17 protein-coding genes are annotated in these 16,017 nt (G+C 66.7%); 13 read left to right on the forward strand and 4 right to left on the reverse strand.

All coding sequences use genetic code 11. The features are described from left to right. Nucleotides 1-9: 9 nt before the first annotated feature. The 3 genes from OK015_RS05435 to deoC are packed head-to-tail and all read left to right on the forward strand — an operon-like array spanning nucleotide 10 to nucleotide 1,404. Nucleotides 10-297: a DUF2516 family protein gene (locus OK015_RS05435; RefSeq protein WP_268129847.1), complete on the forward strand. Its 288-nt coding sequence runs from the start codon at nucleotides 10-12 to the stop codon at nucleotides 295-297. A gap of 4 nt (nucleotides 298-301) precedes the next feature. Then, complete coding sequence (locus OK015_RS05440) at nucleotides 302-736, forward strand: DUF2599 domain-containing protein (protein WP_268129848.1); 435 nt, start codon at nucleotides 302-304, stop codon at nucleotides 734-736. Continuing rightward, complete coding sequence (gene deoC / locus OK015_RS05445; protein ID WP_268129850.1) at nucleotides 736-1,404, forward strand: deoxyribose-phosphate aldolase; 669 nt, start codon at nucleotides 736-738, stop codon at nucleotides 1,402-1,404. Before OK015_RS05440 ends, deoC begins: the two co-directional genes overlap by 1 nt. Before the next feature lie 12 nt (nucleotides 1,405-1,416). Here deoC and OK015_RS05450 read toward each other — a convergent pair whose 3' ends face one another. Genes OK015_RS05450 through OK015_RS05460 form a run of 3 tightly spaced genes read right to left on the reverse strand, consistent with a single transcriptional unit; the run spans nucleotide 1,417 to nucleotide 3,783 of the window. Next, a complete protein-coding gene (locus tag OK015_RS05450; RefSeq protein WP_268129851.1) occupies nucleotides 1,417-2,394 on the reverse strand; it encodes an LmeA family phospholipid-binding protein in 978 nt (325 codons plus the stop codon). Continuing rightward, nucleotides 2,391-3,233: a carbon-nitrogen hydrolase family protein gene (locus tag OK015_RS05455; RefSeq protein ID WP_268129852.1), complete on the reverse strand. Its 843-nt coding sequence runs from the start codon at nucleotides 3,231-3,233 to the stop codon at nucleotides 2,391-2,393. Before OK015_RS05455 ends, OK015_RS05450 begins: the two co-directional genes overlap by 4 nt. A 28-nt stretch (nucleotides 3,234-3,261) precedes the next feature. Next, a complete protein-coding gene (locus tag OK015_RS05460) occupies nucleotides 3,262-3,783 on the reverse strand; it encodes a DUF2505 domain-containing protein (protein ID WP_268129854.1) in 522 nt (173 codons plus the stop codon). A 26-nt stretch (nucleotides 3,784-3,809) separates the two neighbouring features. Here OK015_RS05460 and OK015_RS05465 point away from each other — a divergent pair, with 26 nt between their 5' ends. Together OK015_RS05465 and OK015_RS05470 are read left to right on the forward strand one after the other, a co-directional pair. Continuing rightward, entirely contained in the window at nucleotides 3,810-4,910 is a 1,101-nt protein-coding gene (locus tag OK015_RS05465; protein WP_268129855.1) for a UDP-N-acetylmuramate dehydrogenase, read from the forward strand. Nucleotides 4,911-4,949: 39 nt separating this feature from the next. Beyond that, nucleotides 4,950-6,317, forward strand: coding sequence for a L,D-transpeptidase (locus OK015_RS05470; protein ID WP_268129857.1), 1,368 nt, complete (start codon nucleotides 4,950-4,952; stop codon nucleotides 6,315-6,317). Here OK015_RS05470 and OK015_RS05475 read toward each other — a convergent pair. Then, nucleotides 6,301-7,050, reverse strand: coding sequence for an SDR family oxidoreductase (locus OK015_RS05475; protein WP_268129859.1), 750 nt, complete (start codon nucleotides 7,048-7,050; stop codon nucleotides 6,301-6,303). The two genes, OK015_RS05470 and OK015_RS05475, sit on opposite strands and share 17 nt — an antisense overlap. 176 nt (nucleotides 7,051-7,226) lie before the next feature. On the opposite strand from OK015_RS05475, the gene OK015_RS05480 reads away from it, so the two are divergent. The 8 genes from OK015_RS05480 to OK015_RS05515 all read left to right on the forward strand — a co-directional run bounded on the left by OK015_RS05480 (nucleotide 7,227) and on the right by OK015_RS05515 (nucleotide 16,004). Then, a complete protein-coding gene (locus OK015_RS05480; RefSeq protein ID WP_268129861.1) occupies nucleotides 7,227-8,534 on the forward strand; it encodes an ROK family transcriptional regulator in 1,308 nt (435 codons plus the stop codon). A gap of 48 nt (nucleotides 8,535-8,582) precedes the next feature. Further along, complete coding sequence (mshA, locus tag OK015_RS05485) at nucleotides 8,583-9,917, forward strand: D-inositol-3-phosphate glycosyltransferase (RefSeq protein ID WP_442791208.1); 1,335 nt, start codon at nucleotides 8,583-8,585, stop codon at nucleotides 9,915-9,917. Continuing rightward, nucleotides 9,914-10,429 carry a YbjN domain-containing protein gene (locus OK015_RS05490; RefSeq protein ID WP_268129863.1) on the forward strand — a complete coding sequence of 172 codons (516 nt, stop codon included), beginning with the start codon at nucleotides 9,914-9,916 and terminating at the stop codon, nucleotides 10,427-10,429. The genes mshA and OK015_RS05490 overlap by 4 nt, the downstream gene beginning before the upstream one ends. A gap of 96 nt (nucleotides 10,430-10,525) precedes the next feature. After that, complete coding sequence (locus OK015_RS05495; protein WP_268129864.1) at nucleotides 10,526-11,275, forward strand: phosphoglyceromutase; 750 nt, start codon at nucleotides 10,526-10,528, stop codon at nucleotides 11,273-11,275. Nucleotides 11,276-11,437: 162 nt separating this feature from the next. Next, nucleotides 11,438-12,667 (forward strand): sensor histidine kinase, encoded by a 1,230-nt coding sequence (locus OK015_RS05500; RefSeq protein ID WP_268129865.1) that lies wholly within the window; start codon nucleotides 11,438-11,440, stop codon nucleotides 12,665-12,667. Then, complete coding sequence (gene regX / locus OK015_RS05505; protein WP_090599796.1) at nucleotides 12,664-13,347, forward strand: two-component sensory transduction protein RegX; 684 nt, start codon at nucleotides 12,664-12,666, stop codon at nucleotides 13,345-13,347. Before OK015_RS05500 ends, regX begins: the two co-directional genes overlap by 4 nt. 285 nt (nucleotides 13,348-13,632) lie before the next feature. After that, entirely contained in the window at nucleotides 13,633-14,871 is a 1,239-nt protein-coding gene (locus tag OK015_RS29040) for a PPE family protein (protein ID WP_326498516.1), read from the forward strand. 902 nt (nucleotides 14,872-15,773) lie between these two features. Beyond that, entirely contained in the window at nucleotides 15,774-16,004 is a 231-nt protein-coding gene (locus OK015_RS05515) for a hypothetical protein (RefSeq protein ID WP_268129868.1), read from the forward strand. The last annotated feature ends 13 nt before the right edge of the window (nucleotides 16,005-16,017 follow it).

Below are 16,017 nucleotides of genomic sequence, written 5' to 3' on the forward strand. Positions count from 1 at the left end.
CCTTGAGGCGTGAACCAAGCCGTGGGTACCGTCATGTTGGTTCTGCAGATCGCTGTCTTGGTGATGGCGGTGTACGCCTTCGTGCACGCAGCAATGCAGCGGTCCGACGCGTATACGGCCGCGGAAAAGCTGACGAAGCCGGTATGGCTGGTGATTCTGGGCCTGGCCGTCGCGTTGACGTCCATTCTGAGCTTCGTTTTCGGCGTGCTCGGAATGGCAATCGCGGCCTGCGCGGCCGGCGTGTATCTGGTCGATGTGCGGCCCAAACTGCTGGAAATTCAGGGCAAGTCGCGCTGACGCGATGAAGGTCCTGCTGGCCGCGCCCGCGGCGGCGGTCGTCGCCCTGCTGGCCTGGGTGCCCGTGACGGGCACCGCGTTGGCCGAACCCGGCACCGGAGAGGTCAAGCCTGCCGCACCGTTCGTCGACCACACGCAATGGACGCAGTGGGGACGGTTGACCAGCCTGCGGGTCTTTCCGACGCCATCCGGGCGGCTGGCGGCTAAACAACCCGGCACCGCGGCCGCGGCCGACGAGGCCTGGGCCGAGGTGCTGGCGATGGCACCGGGCGCCGACACTCCCGGCATGCGTGCACAGTTCCTCTGCCATTGGCAGTTCGCCGAAATGGCGCAACCGGGCAAGACGAGCTGGAACCTCGAGCCATGGCGGCCCGTCGTCGACGACGCCGAGATGTTCGCCTCCGGCTGCAATCCCGGCGGCCCGGAAGAGCCCTTCTGATGACGCCGAGTCGAGGGCAACTCGCGGCGCTGGTCGACCACACCTTGCTCAAGCCCGAGGCCACCGACGCCGATGTGGTCGCGCTGGTGGAGGAGGCCGCCGCGCTGGGTGTCTACGCGGTGTGCGTATCCCCGTCGATGGTCCCGGTTGCCGTGGCGACGGGCGGTGTGCGGGTCGCGACGGTGGCCGGCTTTCCGTCCGGCAAACACGTGCCCGCGGTCAAGGCCCAAGAGGCCGCCCAGGCGGTGGCATCCGGTGCGGGCGAAGTCGACATGGTCATCGACGTCGGCGCCGCGCTGGCCGGCCGGCTGGGTGTGGTGCGGTCCGACATCGCTGCGGTGCGCGCCGCGATACCCGATGCCGTACTCAAGGTGATCGTGGAATCAGCTGTGTTGCTGGGTGATTCGGATGGGCGCACACTAACCGACGTGTGCCGGGCCGCCGAAGATGCCGGCGCGGACTTCGTCAAAACCTCGACCGGGTTTCATCCCGCGGGCGGGGCGTCGGTGCGGGCGGTCGCACTGATGGCCGAGACCGTCGGCGGTCGCCTCGGGGTCAAGGCCAGCGGCGGGATTCGCACCGCCGCCGACGCGCTCGCGATGGTGGATGCCGGGGCGACCAGGCTCGGCCTGTCCGGCACGCGGACAGTCCTCGACGGCCTCGGTTAAACCGCGGCGCGCCTAGATGTTGGCGAAGCAGGAATCGTTGTTGTCGCCGGCGGGAATGGTGGCGTTCTGGGTCGAGAAGTGACTCGTCACGCCGGTCGGTGTCACCTGCACGCTGTCGGCGTGGATACCCAATGGGTAGTCGGCGGTCAGTTTCGCGGTATACGCATCCAGCGTCGACTGGACGCTTTCCCGCGGCATGGTGAAGCCCAGTGCGTTGAAGCTCTGGATCTGTAGCTGAATTCCCTTGCCGGACACCACGGGCTTGGTCGTGATGTTGTCCAACATCCCCTTCAGCTCGATGGTGCCGTCGGCGGGATGGGTGGTCACACTGTTAGTGACGAAGGGGCCCAGCACCGGGATCGCGTTCTGCACCGACTCCTTGATGCCATCACTCGTCCAGGTGATGGTCGCGTCGAGCGATCCGATGGTGCCCTTGGACGAGGAGCTCCTGTCCAGCTTGACGTCCTTGATGCCGATGTCAATCTTCATGCCCTTGGCATCGCGGATCTGGTTGCCCGCGGTCGACACCGAGATATTGGTGAAATGCTGCGTCGCGAGCTGCCACAGCAGCAGCGGGGCTACCCCGAACGACGCCGTGGCCTGATCCTGGACCTCGCACGCCACCGCCTCGGCGACCTTGGTGTCGGCCACGTGCCGGGCGTACAGCTCGCCTCCGATCAGTCCCGCGATGAGCAGTGAAACCACGATGATGCAGATCAGGACGATGGAAAGCGGATCGCGGAACCTTTTCTTCTTCGCCGGTGCCGGCTCTTCGCGCGGGGCGGCGATCCGTTCGGTGGGGGCCGCTGGCGGAGGCGGCGGCGGAAAGCCGGCCTGCTGCGTGTCGGCACTGGGCGAATACTGCTGCGCTGCGGCGCCGGAGTCGGCGGGACCAGGCCGCGCGGTGGGGGGTGGGCCGAACGGACCTTGATCCCCGGGACGAGACCACGATGACGGGCCGTCGTTCGGTGGTCCTTGTGGTTTCGTCACTTGACCGATTCTGCCCTATCGCTGCGAGCAAAGTCCGACTGGTTGCGGAGCACCGCGATGCTGTCCCGGGCCTTCGCGACCAAGGCGGCGTCGATGTCGGCGATCACCAATTGCGGGTCGGCACCGGCCGAGGCGACCACCTCGCCCAGCGGCGAGGCCACCAGGCTGCCGCCGACGCCCGTCGGCGCACCCGACGTCGACCCAGAGCCGGCCAGTGTGTCACCGGGATCGGCCTGCCCGGCCGCGGCGATGTAGCTCATCGAGTCCAGCGCGCGTGCGCGGGCCAGCAAGGTCCACTGCTCGAGCTTTCCGGGACCCGAACCCCAGGACGCGCAGGCGGCGATGAGTTGGGCGCCGCGCCGGGCCAGCTCGGTGTAGAGCTGCGGGAAGCGGATGTCGTAGCAAATGGTCAGGCCCACGCCGACCCCGTCGACCGTGATCACCACCGGTTCCCGGCCGGGTGCGACGGTGCGCGACTCGGTAAAGCCGAACGCGTCGTAGAGATGGATCTTGTCGTAGTGGGCGTCCAGCTGGTTAGGCGTGCCCGGACCGGTCGCGATCAGCGTGTTCGTCACGCGTCCGTCACCGGCCGGAGTGAACATACCGGCGATCACCGTGATGCCGGAGTCGGCCGCGATCCGCCGGACGCCGTCCGCCCACGGCCCGTCGACGGGCTCGGCGATCGGTGCCAGCGGGACACCGAACCGACACATGGTGGCTTCGGGAAACACCACCAGCGTCGCGCCGGCGTCGGCAGCCCGGCCGGTGTAATCGCGGACCTGCGCCAGGTTCGCCGCCGGATCGCTGCCACTCAGCATTTGCGCCAACGCGATTCGCATGGTCGCCAGCTTAGGAGCCCCGCGTCGGTCAGGCGTTGTTGGTGATCCACTCGGTGGTGAAGCGCTGTTCCCTGGTCACCAGATCGGACAGATGGGTGCCGATGATCTTCTCCACCTTGCCGCCGATCAGGGGGATCCGTACGTGGATGGTGACCCGAAACGTCAGGCGGGCGCCGCCGCGAGCAATGGGTGACAGCTCGGCAGTCCCCGACACATTCACCGGGGTGTCCACGATCGAGCCCTTGATGGACGCCGTCGCGACACCGTCGGTCACCGGTCCCCAGGTCTCTTCGCGTCGGAAATACAGATCGCCCCGGTGTAGCTGGGTGACCATGGCGGGCAGGTTGTGGCTGTGCACCTCCTGCAGCGTCACCACCTCGATGGTGCCGTCGTCCCCGGATTCACCACCGACCCGGATCGATTCCAGCCGTGCCTCGTCGACCGGAATGTCGGCCAGTCTGGCCCGCCAGTAGTCCGCCTCGCAGAAAGCCCGATGAAGATCCTCGACGCTGTCCACGTAGTCCGTAGATAAGTCGAATGAGCGGGGCATAGCAGGTCAGGCTACCGTTACGGGCCATGAATCCGAGCGAAGCCGGATCGCTGTTCACTGGTGCACGCGTCGCCGAGGCGGTGCCGTTAGCGCCGTTGACCACGTTGCGGGTGGGACCGGTCGCGCGACGCCTGATTACCTGCACCAGTAGCGAACAGGTCGTCGCCGTGCTGGCTGAGCTGGACTCGGCGACCCGCGGCGGTGACTACGGACCGGTGCTGGTGTTGGCGGGCGGTTCCAACCTGGTGATCGCCGACGATCTGACCGACGTGACCGCGGTGAAGTTGGCCTCTCGCGGAATCACCATCGACGGCAATCTGGTGCGCGCCGAGGCGGGCGCGGTGTGGGACGACGTGGTGGTGGCGGCCATCGAACACGGGCTGGGTGGACTGGAATGCCTGTCCGGCATCCCAGGCTCGGCTGGTGCCACCCCGGTGCAGAACGTCGGAGCGTACGGCGCCGAGGTGGCCGACACGATCACCCGCGTGCGGGTGCTGGATCGCGCCAGCGGTGCGGTGCGCTGGATACCCGGCGGCGAGTTGGGCTTCGGCTATCGCACCAGCATGTTCAAACGGGCCGGCGGTCAGCAGGTTCCCAGCGTGGTACTGGAAGTGGAGTTCGCACTGGACGATTCGGGCCGCAGCGCGCCCCTGCGTTACGCCGAGCTCACGGCGGCACTGAACGCGGCCACCGGTGAGCGTGCCGAGCCGCGCGCGGTTCGCGAAGCGGTGCTGGCGCTGCGGGCCCGCAAGGGCATGGTGCTCGACGCGGCCGACCACGACACCTGGAGCGTGGGTTCGTTTTTCACCAACCCGGTTGTCGCGCGGGAGGTCTACGAATCGCTGGCGCACCGGACCGACGGCCCGGTGCCCAACTACCCGGCGCCCGACGGCGTCAAGTTGGCCGCCGGCTGGCTGGTGGAGCACGCGGGCTTCGGCAAGGGCTATCCGGACGACCCGGCCGCGCCCTGCCGGTTGTCCACCAAGCACGCGCTTGCTCTGACCAACCGCGGCAATGCCTGCACCGCGGACGTGATCAGGCTGGCGCGCACCGTCCGCGACGGGGTCCGCGACGTGTTTGCCATCACACTGGAACCCGAACCCGTCCTGCTCGGGTGCGCGCTGTAGCCGTGAATTTCGCGTACCAGTAGATTTTCGCGACTTGTCGTGGCGGAAAGCGTGTCGTTCCTGCCGGTATCTTTGGATTTCGTGAGCACAACCCGCGCCGAGCCGCCGATTAATCGGCGGGTGGCTTTGACAGCCCTCGGGCTGGGTGTGTTCGCGCCGAGCGTGCTGGCGGCCTGCAGCGGCACCGTGACCAAGCAAACGCAGAAGAAAGAGCAGTCGGCGCCGAATCTCAAATACCAGCCCGCCGACGCCGCCGCGGATGTGGTTCCGATCGCGCCAGTCAGCGTTGTGGTCAGCGACGGCTGGTTCCAGAAGGTGGCGTTGACGAGCTCCGAGGGCAAGGTTGTCGCGGGAGCGTTCAACCAGGACCGCACCGTGTACACGACGACCGAACCGTTGGGCTACGACACCAGCTATAGCTGGAGCGGGTCGGTCGTCGGCCACGACGGCAAGACGGTGCCCGTCGCGGGCAAATTCACCACTGTCGCGCCCAGCAAGAAGGTCGATGGCGGCTTCCAGTTGGCCGACGGCCAGACCGTCGGCGTTGCCGCGCCGATCATCATCCAGTTCGATGCGCCGATCAGCGACAAGGCGGCCGTTGAGAAGGCGCTGACCGTCACCACCAACCCGCCCGTCGAGGGCAGTTGGGCCTGGCTGCCCGACGAGCAGCAGGGTGCCCGCATCCACTACCGGACCCGCGAGTATTACCCGGCCGGTACCACCGTCAACGTGGACGCGAAGTTCTACGGGCTGCCGTTCGGTGACGGCGCCTACGGCCTGCAGGACATGTCGCTGAAGATCCAGATCGGCCGCAAGCAGGTGGTCAAGGCCGAGGTGACGTCGCACCGCATCCAGGTGGTCCGCGACGAAGGCGTGATCATGGACTTCCCCTGCAGCTACGGAGAGGCCGATAAGGCGCGCAACGTGACTCGCAACGGCATCCACGTGGTCACCGAGAAATACGCGGACTTCTACATGTCCAACCCCGCGGCCGGTTACACCAACGCCCACGAACGCTGGGCGGTGCGGATCTCCAACAATGGCGAGTTCATCCATGCCAATCCATCGAGCGCCGGCGCGCAGGGCAACACCAACGTCACCAACGGCTGCATCAACCTGTCGACCGAAGATGCCGCGGAGTACTACCCCACCGCGATGTACGGCGACCCGGTCGAGGTGACCGGCAGCACGATCCAGTTGTCCTACTCCGACGGCGACATATGGGACTGGGCCGTCGATTGGGATACCTGGGTGGCCATGTCGGCGCTGCCGCCCCCGAACGCGCATCCGCCGGCGAGCCAGATCCCGGTCACCGCGCCCGTGACACCGTCGACCGCGCCGAGTTTGTCGGGGACCCCGACCACCACGACGACCACGACGTCGTCGTCGCCTAGCCCTGGCGGTTAAACCGCATGGTGTTGGCCTGATCGCGTGGCTTGAGGACGATCAGGTCCAAGTCCACGTGCGAAGGCCGCGACGCCACGAACCCGATCACCTCGGCCACGTCGCCCGCCGTCAGCGGCGTGATGCCGGCATAGACCGAGTCGGCACGCTGTTGATCGCCGTCGAAACGGGCCAGCGAGAACTCGGTTTCCACTGCGCCCGGGGCGATTTCGGTGAGCCGCACCGGCTTCCCCAGCAGCTCCCCGCGCAGCGTGCGGTGCAGCGCGCCCTGGGCGTGCTTGGCCGCGGTGTAGCCGGCGCCGCCGTCGTAAACCTCCAGCGCGGCCACCGAGGTGACAGTGACGATCAGGCCGTCGCCGGAGTCGACCAGCTTGGGCAGCAGCGCGCGGGTGACCCGCAGCGTGCCGAGCACGTTGGTCTCCCACATCCACCGCCAGTGCTCGAGGTCCGCATCGGCCACGGGCGCCAATCCGCGGGCGCCGCCGGCGTTATTGATCAGCACGTCGACTCGGCTCAATTTGCCGGCGAGCGTCTCGACGGCCGCGTCGTCTGTGACGTCAGCCACAATTGCGGTGCCGCCGATCTCTTTCGCGAGGGCGTTTATCCGATCCGCGCGTCGCGCCACTGCGACGACGTGAAACCCAAGAGCGGCAAGGGTTTTGGCGGTTGCTTCGCCGATCCCGGAGCTGGCGCCAGTCACGACGGCGACCCGTTGGTGCGCGTTATTTGAACTCACTGAGACAACTCTAATAAACGTGCTAAATTCCTGATGTGCACCACAGCGCCCTGTTCAACAACACTGCCGCGTGTCTTTGCGCGGCATGTGCGTGTTGTTGCCGCGCACTTTGCCGCGCCTGAACCCAAACAGGTTGTGGCCAAGACCGGCCCTCGGAACTCGGACAAAGGACGCTCGTGCGCTCGACTTCTCTCACCCATACACTTCATTCGCCCAGCCGTAAGGGCCACCTGCGGCTGCACCGCCAGATTCTGCCGCCGTCGCTGCACATCTCCGACTCCGCCGCCGCCTCGGTGTTCCGGGCGGTCAGGCTGCGCGGCCCGGTCGGCCGCGACGTCATCGCCGGAGTCACGTCGCTGAGCATTGCGACGGTAAACCGCCAGGTCATCGCGCTGCTTGACGCGGGACTACTGCGGGAACGCGCCGACCTGGCAGTCTCCGGAGCCATCGGACGCCCGCGGGTACCGGTGGAGATCAACCACGAGCCGTTCGTGACGCTGGGCATCCACATCGGCGCCCGGACCACCAGCATCGTGGCCACCGACCTGTTCGGCCGCACGCTGGACACGGTGGAAACCCCGACACCGCTGAGCCCGCCGGGAGCCGCACTGACATCGCTGGCCGAGAGCGCCAGCCGGTACCTGAGGCGCTGGCATCGCCGGCGGCCGCTCTGGGTCGGGGTGGCCATCGGTGGCACCGTCGACGGGGCCACCGGGCACGTCGACCACCCGCGGTTGGGCTGGCGGCAAGCGCCGGTCGGACCGGTGCTTGCCGACGCGCTGAGCCTGCCGGTGTCGGTGGCCTCCCACGTCGACGCGATGGCGGGAGCCGAGCTGCTGCTGGGTATGCGGCGGTTCGCGCCGAGCTCGCCGACCAGCCTCTACGTCTACGCCCGCGAGACCGTGGGCTACGCGCTGGTGATCGGCGGACGGGTGCACTGCCCGTCCAGCGGCCCCGGCACCATCGCGGGTCTGCCCGCCTACTCTGAATTGCTCGGCGGGACCGGGGCGCTGGAGTCCACGGTCAGCGACGAGGCCGTGCTGGCCGCGGCGCGCCGACTGCGCATCCTGCCGGCGGCTCCCGCGGGTCGTGCCAACGGCTCGGCCACGGGCATCACGGATCTGCTGCGGGTGGCCCGGGCCGGGAACCAGCAGGCCAAGGATCTGCTCTCGGAGCGGGCCCGGGTGTTGGGTGAGGCGGTCGCGTTGCTGCGTGACCTGCTCAATCCCGACGAGCTGGTGGTCGGTGGGCAGGCCTTCACCGAGTACCCGGAGGCGATGGAGCAGGTGGAAGCGGCGTTCGCCGAGCGTTCGGTGCTCACGCCGCGGGATATCCGCGTCACCGCCTTCGGCAACCGGGTGCAGGAGGCCGGAGCGGGCATTGTGTCGCTCGGCGGGCTGTACGCCGACCCGCTGGGTGCGATGCGCCGCGCCGGCGTGATCGGTTCACGGATCCCGGAAATCGTCCCGGAGTCGTCCGCCTGACGCGAACGGCGTGGGTTGCCTGCACACCCGTGCTGTAAAGATGAAAGTGTGCGGCACGACGATGTCCTCCTGTTGAACGATCCCCGTCGGGTCGCGCTGTTGGCAGTGCACACTTCACCCCTGGCCCAACCGGGTACCGGCGACGCCGGCGGGATGAACGTCTACGTGCTGCAAAGCGCGTTGCATCTGGCCCGGCGCGGGATCGAGGTGGAGATCTTCACCCGGGCCACCGCGTCGGCCGATCCGCCGGTCGTCCAGGTCGAGCCCGGCGTGCTGGTGCGCAACGTGGTGGCGGGGCCGTTCGAGGGCCTGGACAAATATGACCTGCCTACCCAGCTGTGCGCGTTCGCGGCCGGGGTGCTGCGCGCCGAGGCGTCGCACGAACCCGGCTACTACGACATCGTGCACTCGCACTATTGGCTGTCCGGGCAGGTCGGCTGGCTGGCGCGCGATCGCTGGGCGGTGCCGCTGGTGCACACCGCGCATACGCTTGCCGCGGTCAAGAACGCGGCGCTGGCCGCAGGCGACGCACCCGAGCCGCCGCTGCGCACCGTGGGGGAGCAGCAGGTCGTCGATGAGGCGGACCGGCTGATCGTCAACACCGATGACGAAGCAAGGCAACTGCTTTCGATCCACCACGCCGATCCGGAGCGAATCGACGTGGTCCATCCCGGCGTCGACCTGGAGGTGTTCCATCCGGGTGATCGACGGGCGGCCCGCGCCGCACTGGGGCTCCCGCTCGACGAACAGATCGTCGCCTTCGTCGGACGAATCCAGCCTCTGAAGGCGCCCGACATCGTGTTGCGGGCAGCGGCGAAACTGCCGGAGGTGCGCATCGTGGTGGCCGGCGGCCCGTCGGGCAGTGGTCTGGCTACGCCGGACGGGCTGGTCCGCCTCGCCGACGAACTCGGGATCACGGCGCGGGTGACATTCTTGCCGCCGCAATCCCGACCGAACCTGGCCACTTTGTTCCAGGCCGCGAATCTGGTTGCGGTGCCGAGCTATTCGGAGTCGTTCGGCTTGGTTGCCGTCGAGGCGCAGGCTTGCGGCACGCCGGTGGTGGCCGCCGCGGTCGGCGGGTTGCCGGTCGCGGTGCGCGACGGTGTCACCGGCTCGTTGGTTTCCGGGCATGACGTCGACGACTGGGCGCACGCGCTCGGTGAGCTGCTGCGGCTCGACGGGACGCCGCAAGCCGCCGCGATGAGCCGGGCCGCGGCCGCGCACGCGGCGACGTTCTCCTGGGAGAACACCACCGACGCGCTGCTGGGCAGCTATCGGCGGGCCATCGGCGACTTCGCCGCGGCGCGGCAGCGCCGGGTTCGCGACCGGGTAGCGGCACGCAAACCGCGCCGCTGGACACCGCGTCGCGGGGTGGGCGCATGAGTTCGTCGGTGCAGCAGGTGATCGAGCATGCCCTCGAGGTCAGCGAGCTGACCTACTCCAAACACGAAGGCGCACATGGCGGCCGGCCGGGGCTGGTGGTGGAATTGCCCGGCGAGCGCAAGCTCAAGACCAACACCATCCTGAGCATCGGTGAGCATTCGGTGCGCGTCGAGGCGTTCGTGTGCCGCAAGCCCGACGAGAACCACGAGGGCGTCTATCGGTTCCTGCTCAGGCGCAACCGCCGGCTCTACGGAGTCGCCTACACGCTCGACAACGTCGGCGACATCTATTTGGTCGGCCGGATGTCGCTGGCATCGGTTGACGCCGACGAAATCGACCGCGTGCTGGGTCAGGTACTCGAAGCGGTGGATTCGGACTTTAATACGTTGCTGGAGTTGGGTTTTCGCTCATCGATTCAGAAGGAATGGGATTGGCGGGTATCCCGCGGCGAGTCGCTGAAGAATTTGGAGGCCTTCGCCCACCTGATCGACGACGACGATCAGGTCGATTAGCTCCGCGAGCGTAACGTGGCTGCGATTTTCGGGCCCGCATTTCGCGGTGGCGTTACGCTCGGCGAGCCGCAGAACCTGCGTGAGAGACTAAGCGGCATGGGTGACACTGCCACACTGGTACTGCTTCGCCATGGCGAAAGCGAATGGAACTCGCTGAACCTGTTCACGGGCTGGGTCGACGTCGGCCTCACCGAAAAAGGCCGGGCCGAAGCGGTTCGCAGCGGCCAGTTGCTGACCGAACACGATCTGCTGCCCGACGTGCTCTACACCTCGCTGTTGCGGCGCGCGATCACCACGGCGCATCTGGCGTTGGACGCCGCCGACCGGCTGTGGATCCCAGTACAGCGCAGCTGGCGGCTCAACGAACGCCACTACGGCGCGCTGCAGGGCCTGGACAAGGCCGAAACCAAGGCCCGCTACGGCGACGAGCAGTTCATGGCGTGGCGGCGCAGCTACGACACCCCGCCACCGCCGATCGAGAAGGGCAGCGAGTTCAGCCAGGACGCCGACCCGCGCTACGCCGACATCGGCGGCGGACCGCTCACCGAATGCCTGGCCGACGTGGTTGTGCGTTTCCTGCCCTACTTCACCGACGTCATCGTCCCGGATCTGCGCTTCGGCAAGACGGTGCTGATCGTCGCCCACGGCAACTCGTTGCGCGCCCTGGTCAAGCACCTCGACCAGGTATCCGACGAGGAGATCTCGGAGCTCAACATCCCGACCGGTATTCCGTTGCGCTACGATCTGGGCGCCGATCTGCGTCCGTTAGTGCCCGGCGGTATCTACCTGGACCCTGAGGCCGCCGCTGCCGGCGCCGCGGCGGTAGCCAGCCAGGGTGCCCGGTAGGCTTGCGGGGGCTGGCTGATTTCGCCGCTTTCAAGCGTCAAAGGCCCGTCGGCCAAACATCGAGTGAACGACGGCCGAACACCTGTAGCTCAAGCTGTGACTTGTCCGATTTTGGCCTCGTTCCGCTAGGGCTGCGTTCACCAGATTTGTAGGATTTCGTTCGTGACTGTGTTCTCGGCGCTGTTGCTGGCCGGGGTCTTGTCCGTGCTGGCGCTGGCCGTTGGTGTAGCGGCCGGCACTCGGTTGTCCGCACATGTGGTGCGGCGCCGCCACCGAGTGGCCACCGAATCGACCGGAATCACCGTCGCGCAGATGCTCCAACAAATCGTCACCCTGATGCCGCTGGGCGCCGCTGTGGTGGATTCACATCGCGACGTCGTCTACCTCAACGAGCGGGCCAAGGAATTGGGCCTGGTGCGCGATCGTCAGCTCGACGACCAGGCCTGGCAAGCGGCGCAGCAGGCGCTCGGCGGCGATGACGTCGAATTCGACCTCCAGCCCGGCAAGCGTGGGGCCGCTGGACGGTCCGGGATATCGGTGCACGGTCAAGCCCGGCTGCTCAGCGAAGAGGACCGCCGGTTCGCAGTGGTCTTTGTCCACGACCAGTCCGACTACGCCCGCATGGAGGCCACCAGGCGCGACTTCGTGGCCAACGTCAGCCACGAGCTCAAGACCCCGGTCGGCGCCATGGCCCTGCTCGCCGAGGCCCTGCTGGCGTCGGCGGACGACTCGGAAACCGTGCGCCGGTTCGCCGAGAAGGTGCTGATCGAGGCCAACAGGCTGGGCGACATGGTCGCCGAGCTGATCGAGTTGTCCCGGCTGCAGGGCGCCGAGCGGTTGCCCAACGTGACCGCTGTAGACGTCGATAGCGTTGTGTCCGAAGCGATTTCGCGTCACAAGGTGGCTGCGGACAACGCTAAGATCGAGGTTCGCACCGACTCGCCTACCGGCCTGCGGGTGCTGGGGGACCAAACGCTGCTGGTGACCGCATTGGCCAATCTGGTCTCTAATGCGATCGCGTATTCGCCGCCGGGTTCACCGGTGTCGATCAGCCGTCGCCGTCGTGGCGACAACATCGAGATCGCGGTCACCGATCGCGGCATCGGCATTGCTCTCGAAGATCAGGAGCGGGTCTTCGAGCGGTTTTTCCGGGGGGACAAGGCGCGTTCGCGAGCCACCGGCGGCAGTGGGCTGGGGCTGGCGATCGTCAAACACGTTGCGGCCAACCATGACGGCAGCATCGGCGTGTGGAGCAAGCCGGGAACCGGTTCGACGTTCACGTTGTCCATCCCGGCCTATCAGGACAGCGATAGCGACGAAGAAACCGAGCAACCCCGGGTTCGCGACGCGCGGCCCAGCAGGTCACAACGAGAGGAAGAATTAAGTCGATGACCAGTGTGCTGATCGTGGAGGACGAGGAGTCGCTTGCCGATCCACTGGCCTTCCTGCTTCGTAAGGAAGGCTTCGAAGCCACCGTGGTGACCGATGGTTCAGCGGCGCTGTCCGAGTTCGACCGTGCCGGCGCGGACATCGTGCTGCTTGATCTGATGTTGCCGGGCATGTCGGGAACGGACGTGTGCAAGCAGCTGCGCGCTCGCTCCAGCGTGCCGGTGATCATGGTGACTGCCCGCGACAGCGAGATCGACAAGGTGGTCGGCCTGGAGCTCGGCGCCGATGACTATGTGACCAAACCCTATTCGGCGCGTGAGTTGATCGCCCGGATCCGGGCGGTGCTGCGCCGCGGTGGCGACGACGACTCCGAGATCAGCGACGGCGTATTGGAATCCGGTCCGGTGCGGATGGACGTCGAGCGGCATGTCGTGTCGGTCAATGGCGACACAATCACCTTGCCGCTCAAGGAGTTTGATCTGCTCGAGTACCTGATGCGCAACAGCGGGCGGGTGCTCACCCGTGGGCAGCTGATCGATCGGGTCTGGGGCGCGGACTACGTCGGCGATACCAAGACACTGGACGTCCACGTCAAGCGCCTGCGGTCCAAGATCGAAGCCGACCCGGCCAACCCGGTGCACCTGGTGACGGTTCGCGGCCTGGGATACAAGCTCGAGGGCTGATTCCGGCAATTGCGCTTGGCGCGCGACGCTCGCCGTGCTTGACAAATGCACGTCGTGTCAAAGAGTCCGTACCTGGGGTACGAACTCTCTACTTGTGGCCGACTTGAATTCGGCAATCTCCCCCAAGAAAGACCATGCGCCGGGAATTCCCCCAAAAATATAACTCGGATTGGTGCTGAGGGAATTCCTTTTGACCCTCAGCCAATTACCTGACCGCGCCCGGAATCCGCTTATTGTACTCTTGTCCAGTTCATATTCATTTGCCTCAAGAAAAGGGGTACTGTCATGGATTTTGGGTTGCTACCACCGGAGGTCAATTCGGGGTTGATGTATACGGGTTCCGGGGTGGGGCCGCTGCTAGCGGCCGCTGCCGGCTGGGACGAAGTGGCCGCGCAGTTGGAGTCGACCGCCAGCGGGTATTCGTCGGAAGTTTCCGCGTTGACCGGCGCGTGGGTTGGCCCGTCGTCGCTGACGATGGCGGCCGCGGCCGCACCATACACGGCGTGGCTGCAGGCTAGTGCCGCCCAGGCTGCGCAGACCGCGGCCCAGGCCTATGGGGCGGCGGCGGCCTATGAGGCGGCGTTTGCGGCCACGGTTCCTCCGCCGGTGATTGCGGCCAATCGGGCGCAGTTGATGGCGTTGATTGCGACCAATTTCCTGGGGCAGAACACTCCGGCGATCGCGGCCACCGAAGCCCAATACGCGGAGATGTGGATCCAAGACGCCACTGCCATGTACGGCTACGCGACCGCGTCCGCCTCGGCGAGCACGCTGGCCCCGTTTGAGGAACCGCCGCGCACGACCGACCAGTCCGGGCAGGCTCGGCAGGCCAGCGCGGTCGCCAAATCCAGCGGCGACGCCACCAGTGCCCGCACCCAATCCGTGATGCAACTCGCGACATCCCAGCAGTCGGGTTCGTCGCTGCCACCCGGCAGCAGCGGCAACGTCGGACCCGGCGGCGCCGTTCTCGAGCCCGGCACCACGGTCACCGTCGCGGACGGCTACCCGGTCACCATCGTCGCGGGCGGGTCCTTCAGCAACTTCTATGTCGATGCGCAGGGTGACATCGTTTCTCTCGGTCCGATGACCTTTTACACTTCCTCGTTTGGGCTTTTCACCACGGATAAGCCGTTTACTCTCGCAGTCGGGAGCGGCACGGCCACCATCTATAGCGGCACGGGCATAATTGGGGGTGCGCCAGGCGCTGTCACCGTCCCATCCGGTGGCCTCACTGCCACCGGCGCGGGTGCCGGTGTCTCCCTCGATTCCAGCGGCGCAATCCTTGCCGTCAACAGCGGCGCCGTCATCACCGGTCCCGCCGTCGCCACTCCGCTCCCGGTTCCGAGTTCGAGCGGGGCAGCGGCGGCATCAGCGGCGACCGCGGCGAGCGGCAGCTCGGCGAGCGCGGCGAGCAGCAGTTCAGCGAGTGCGGCCGGAAGCACCTCGGGGAGCGTGGCGGGAAATGCGTCGGGCGTTGCGGGTGACGCAGGGATTCAAGTTCCGGTCGGTGTGGAGGGGCCGTAGGAGTGCGTCGTCCCGGGTCCTGTCGTTGCTCTAGGTACTGACGCTGCGATAGGCGCGGGTTGCGCACAGAATTATATGGATTTCTCGCACGTGAAGTTCATCGGCCGAACGTAGTGCAGCGCATGGAGATATCTCCGGTCTAAGGCGACTGCGGGGCCATATGACCCGGAACGTTACTTGTTGATAGCCGGGTGTATCGAGCGGCTGCGCTGCCTCGAAATCCAAGTGTTTGAATAGCCTTCAAAAGTATTCGACTTACTGCAATTCCTGACCTGCAATAGCGGACCAGTGCTCACCCGCGGGCAACCCATCGATCGGGCACAACGGTGCGTTGCCAACTGCACGACGCAGCTCAGCCATGACTCGGGAATCGGCACTTGCCGTTCCTAGCACACTGGGTCCTGGATCGGGGGCCGCAATTCCGGCTCCGTGTGGCCGAGTGTGCGCTACCGATGCCATTAGCGCGCAACCCCGCTCAGTGGGCCGCCGCGATGTCCCCTAACGCGCTGCGAGCGCCTGCACAGTGCGGCCAGTCCCGGTTAGGGGTGCCCCAGACCTTGCTGGGTGCGACAGCCTACGTGGCGGTGGTCGAGCTGCCGGTCGGGCGTCGAGAGTCGCGCTGCGGCTTCGATCTAGGACCCGCTCGCGCCTGCAAACCCATTGGCGCTGAGCCGCCGCATCGGCTCTCTGACACGTTTCTCGGGTCGATGGTGGTATAACCGTTGACCTGTACAAAGTGATCACTTAGATTTACTCAGAGTTCGCTATAAGCGACGGATATTGCTTCAAGGCGTTTAGGCGAGACTGTTAGACCCTCGTATCAAGCCACGCGAACAGTCGCCGTGCTGGATTCGAAAAGGGATGGAGCGCATGGATTTTGGGTTGCTGCCGAGGGGCAGCTCATGGTGAACCGCGTCGGCGGCGTCGCCACCACGGCGGTCACCCACGTCGCCTCCAGCTCGTCTGGAGCGTTGCGGGCGGCATCCGCGCCAGGCCGCTCACCAGGCCTGCCGGGAAGCGCGAGAATCAACCCCAGCTCGACGTGGACGGGCTTGTGGAATGGGCTCAAAGCGTCGCTGCTGACCTCGCGGTGGAAGCGGGCTGAGGGTGAGGGCTCCCATGGAACGTGGTGAGACGGGGGGCAAG

Source organism: Mycobacterium sp. Aquia_216, assembly GCF_026723865.1.
Classification (GTDB): Bacteria; Actinomycetota; Actinomycetes; order Mycobacteriales; family Mycobacteriaceae; genus Mycobacterium.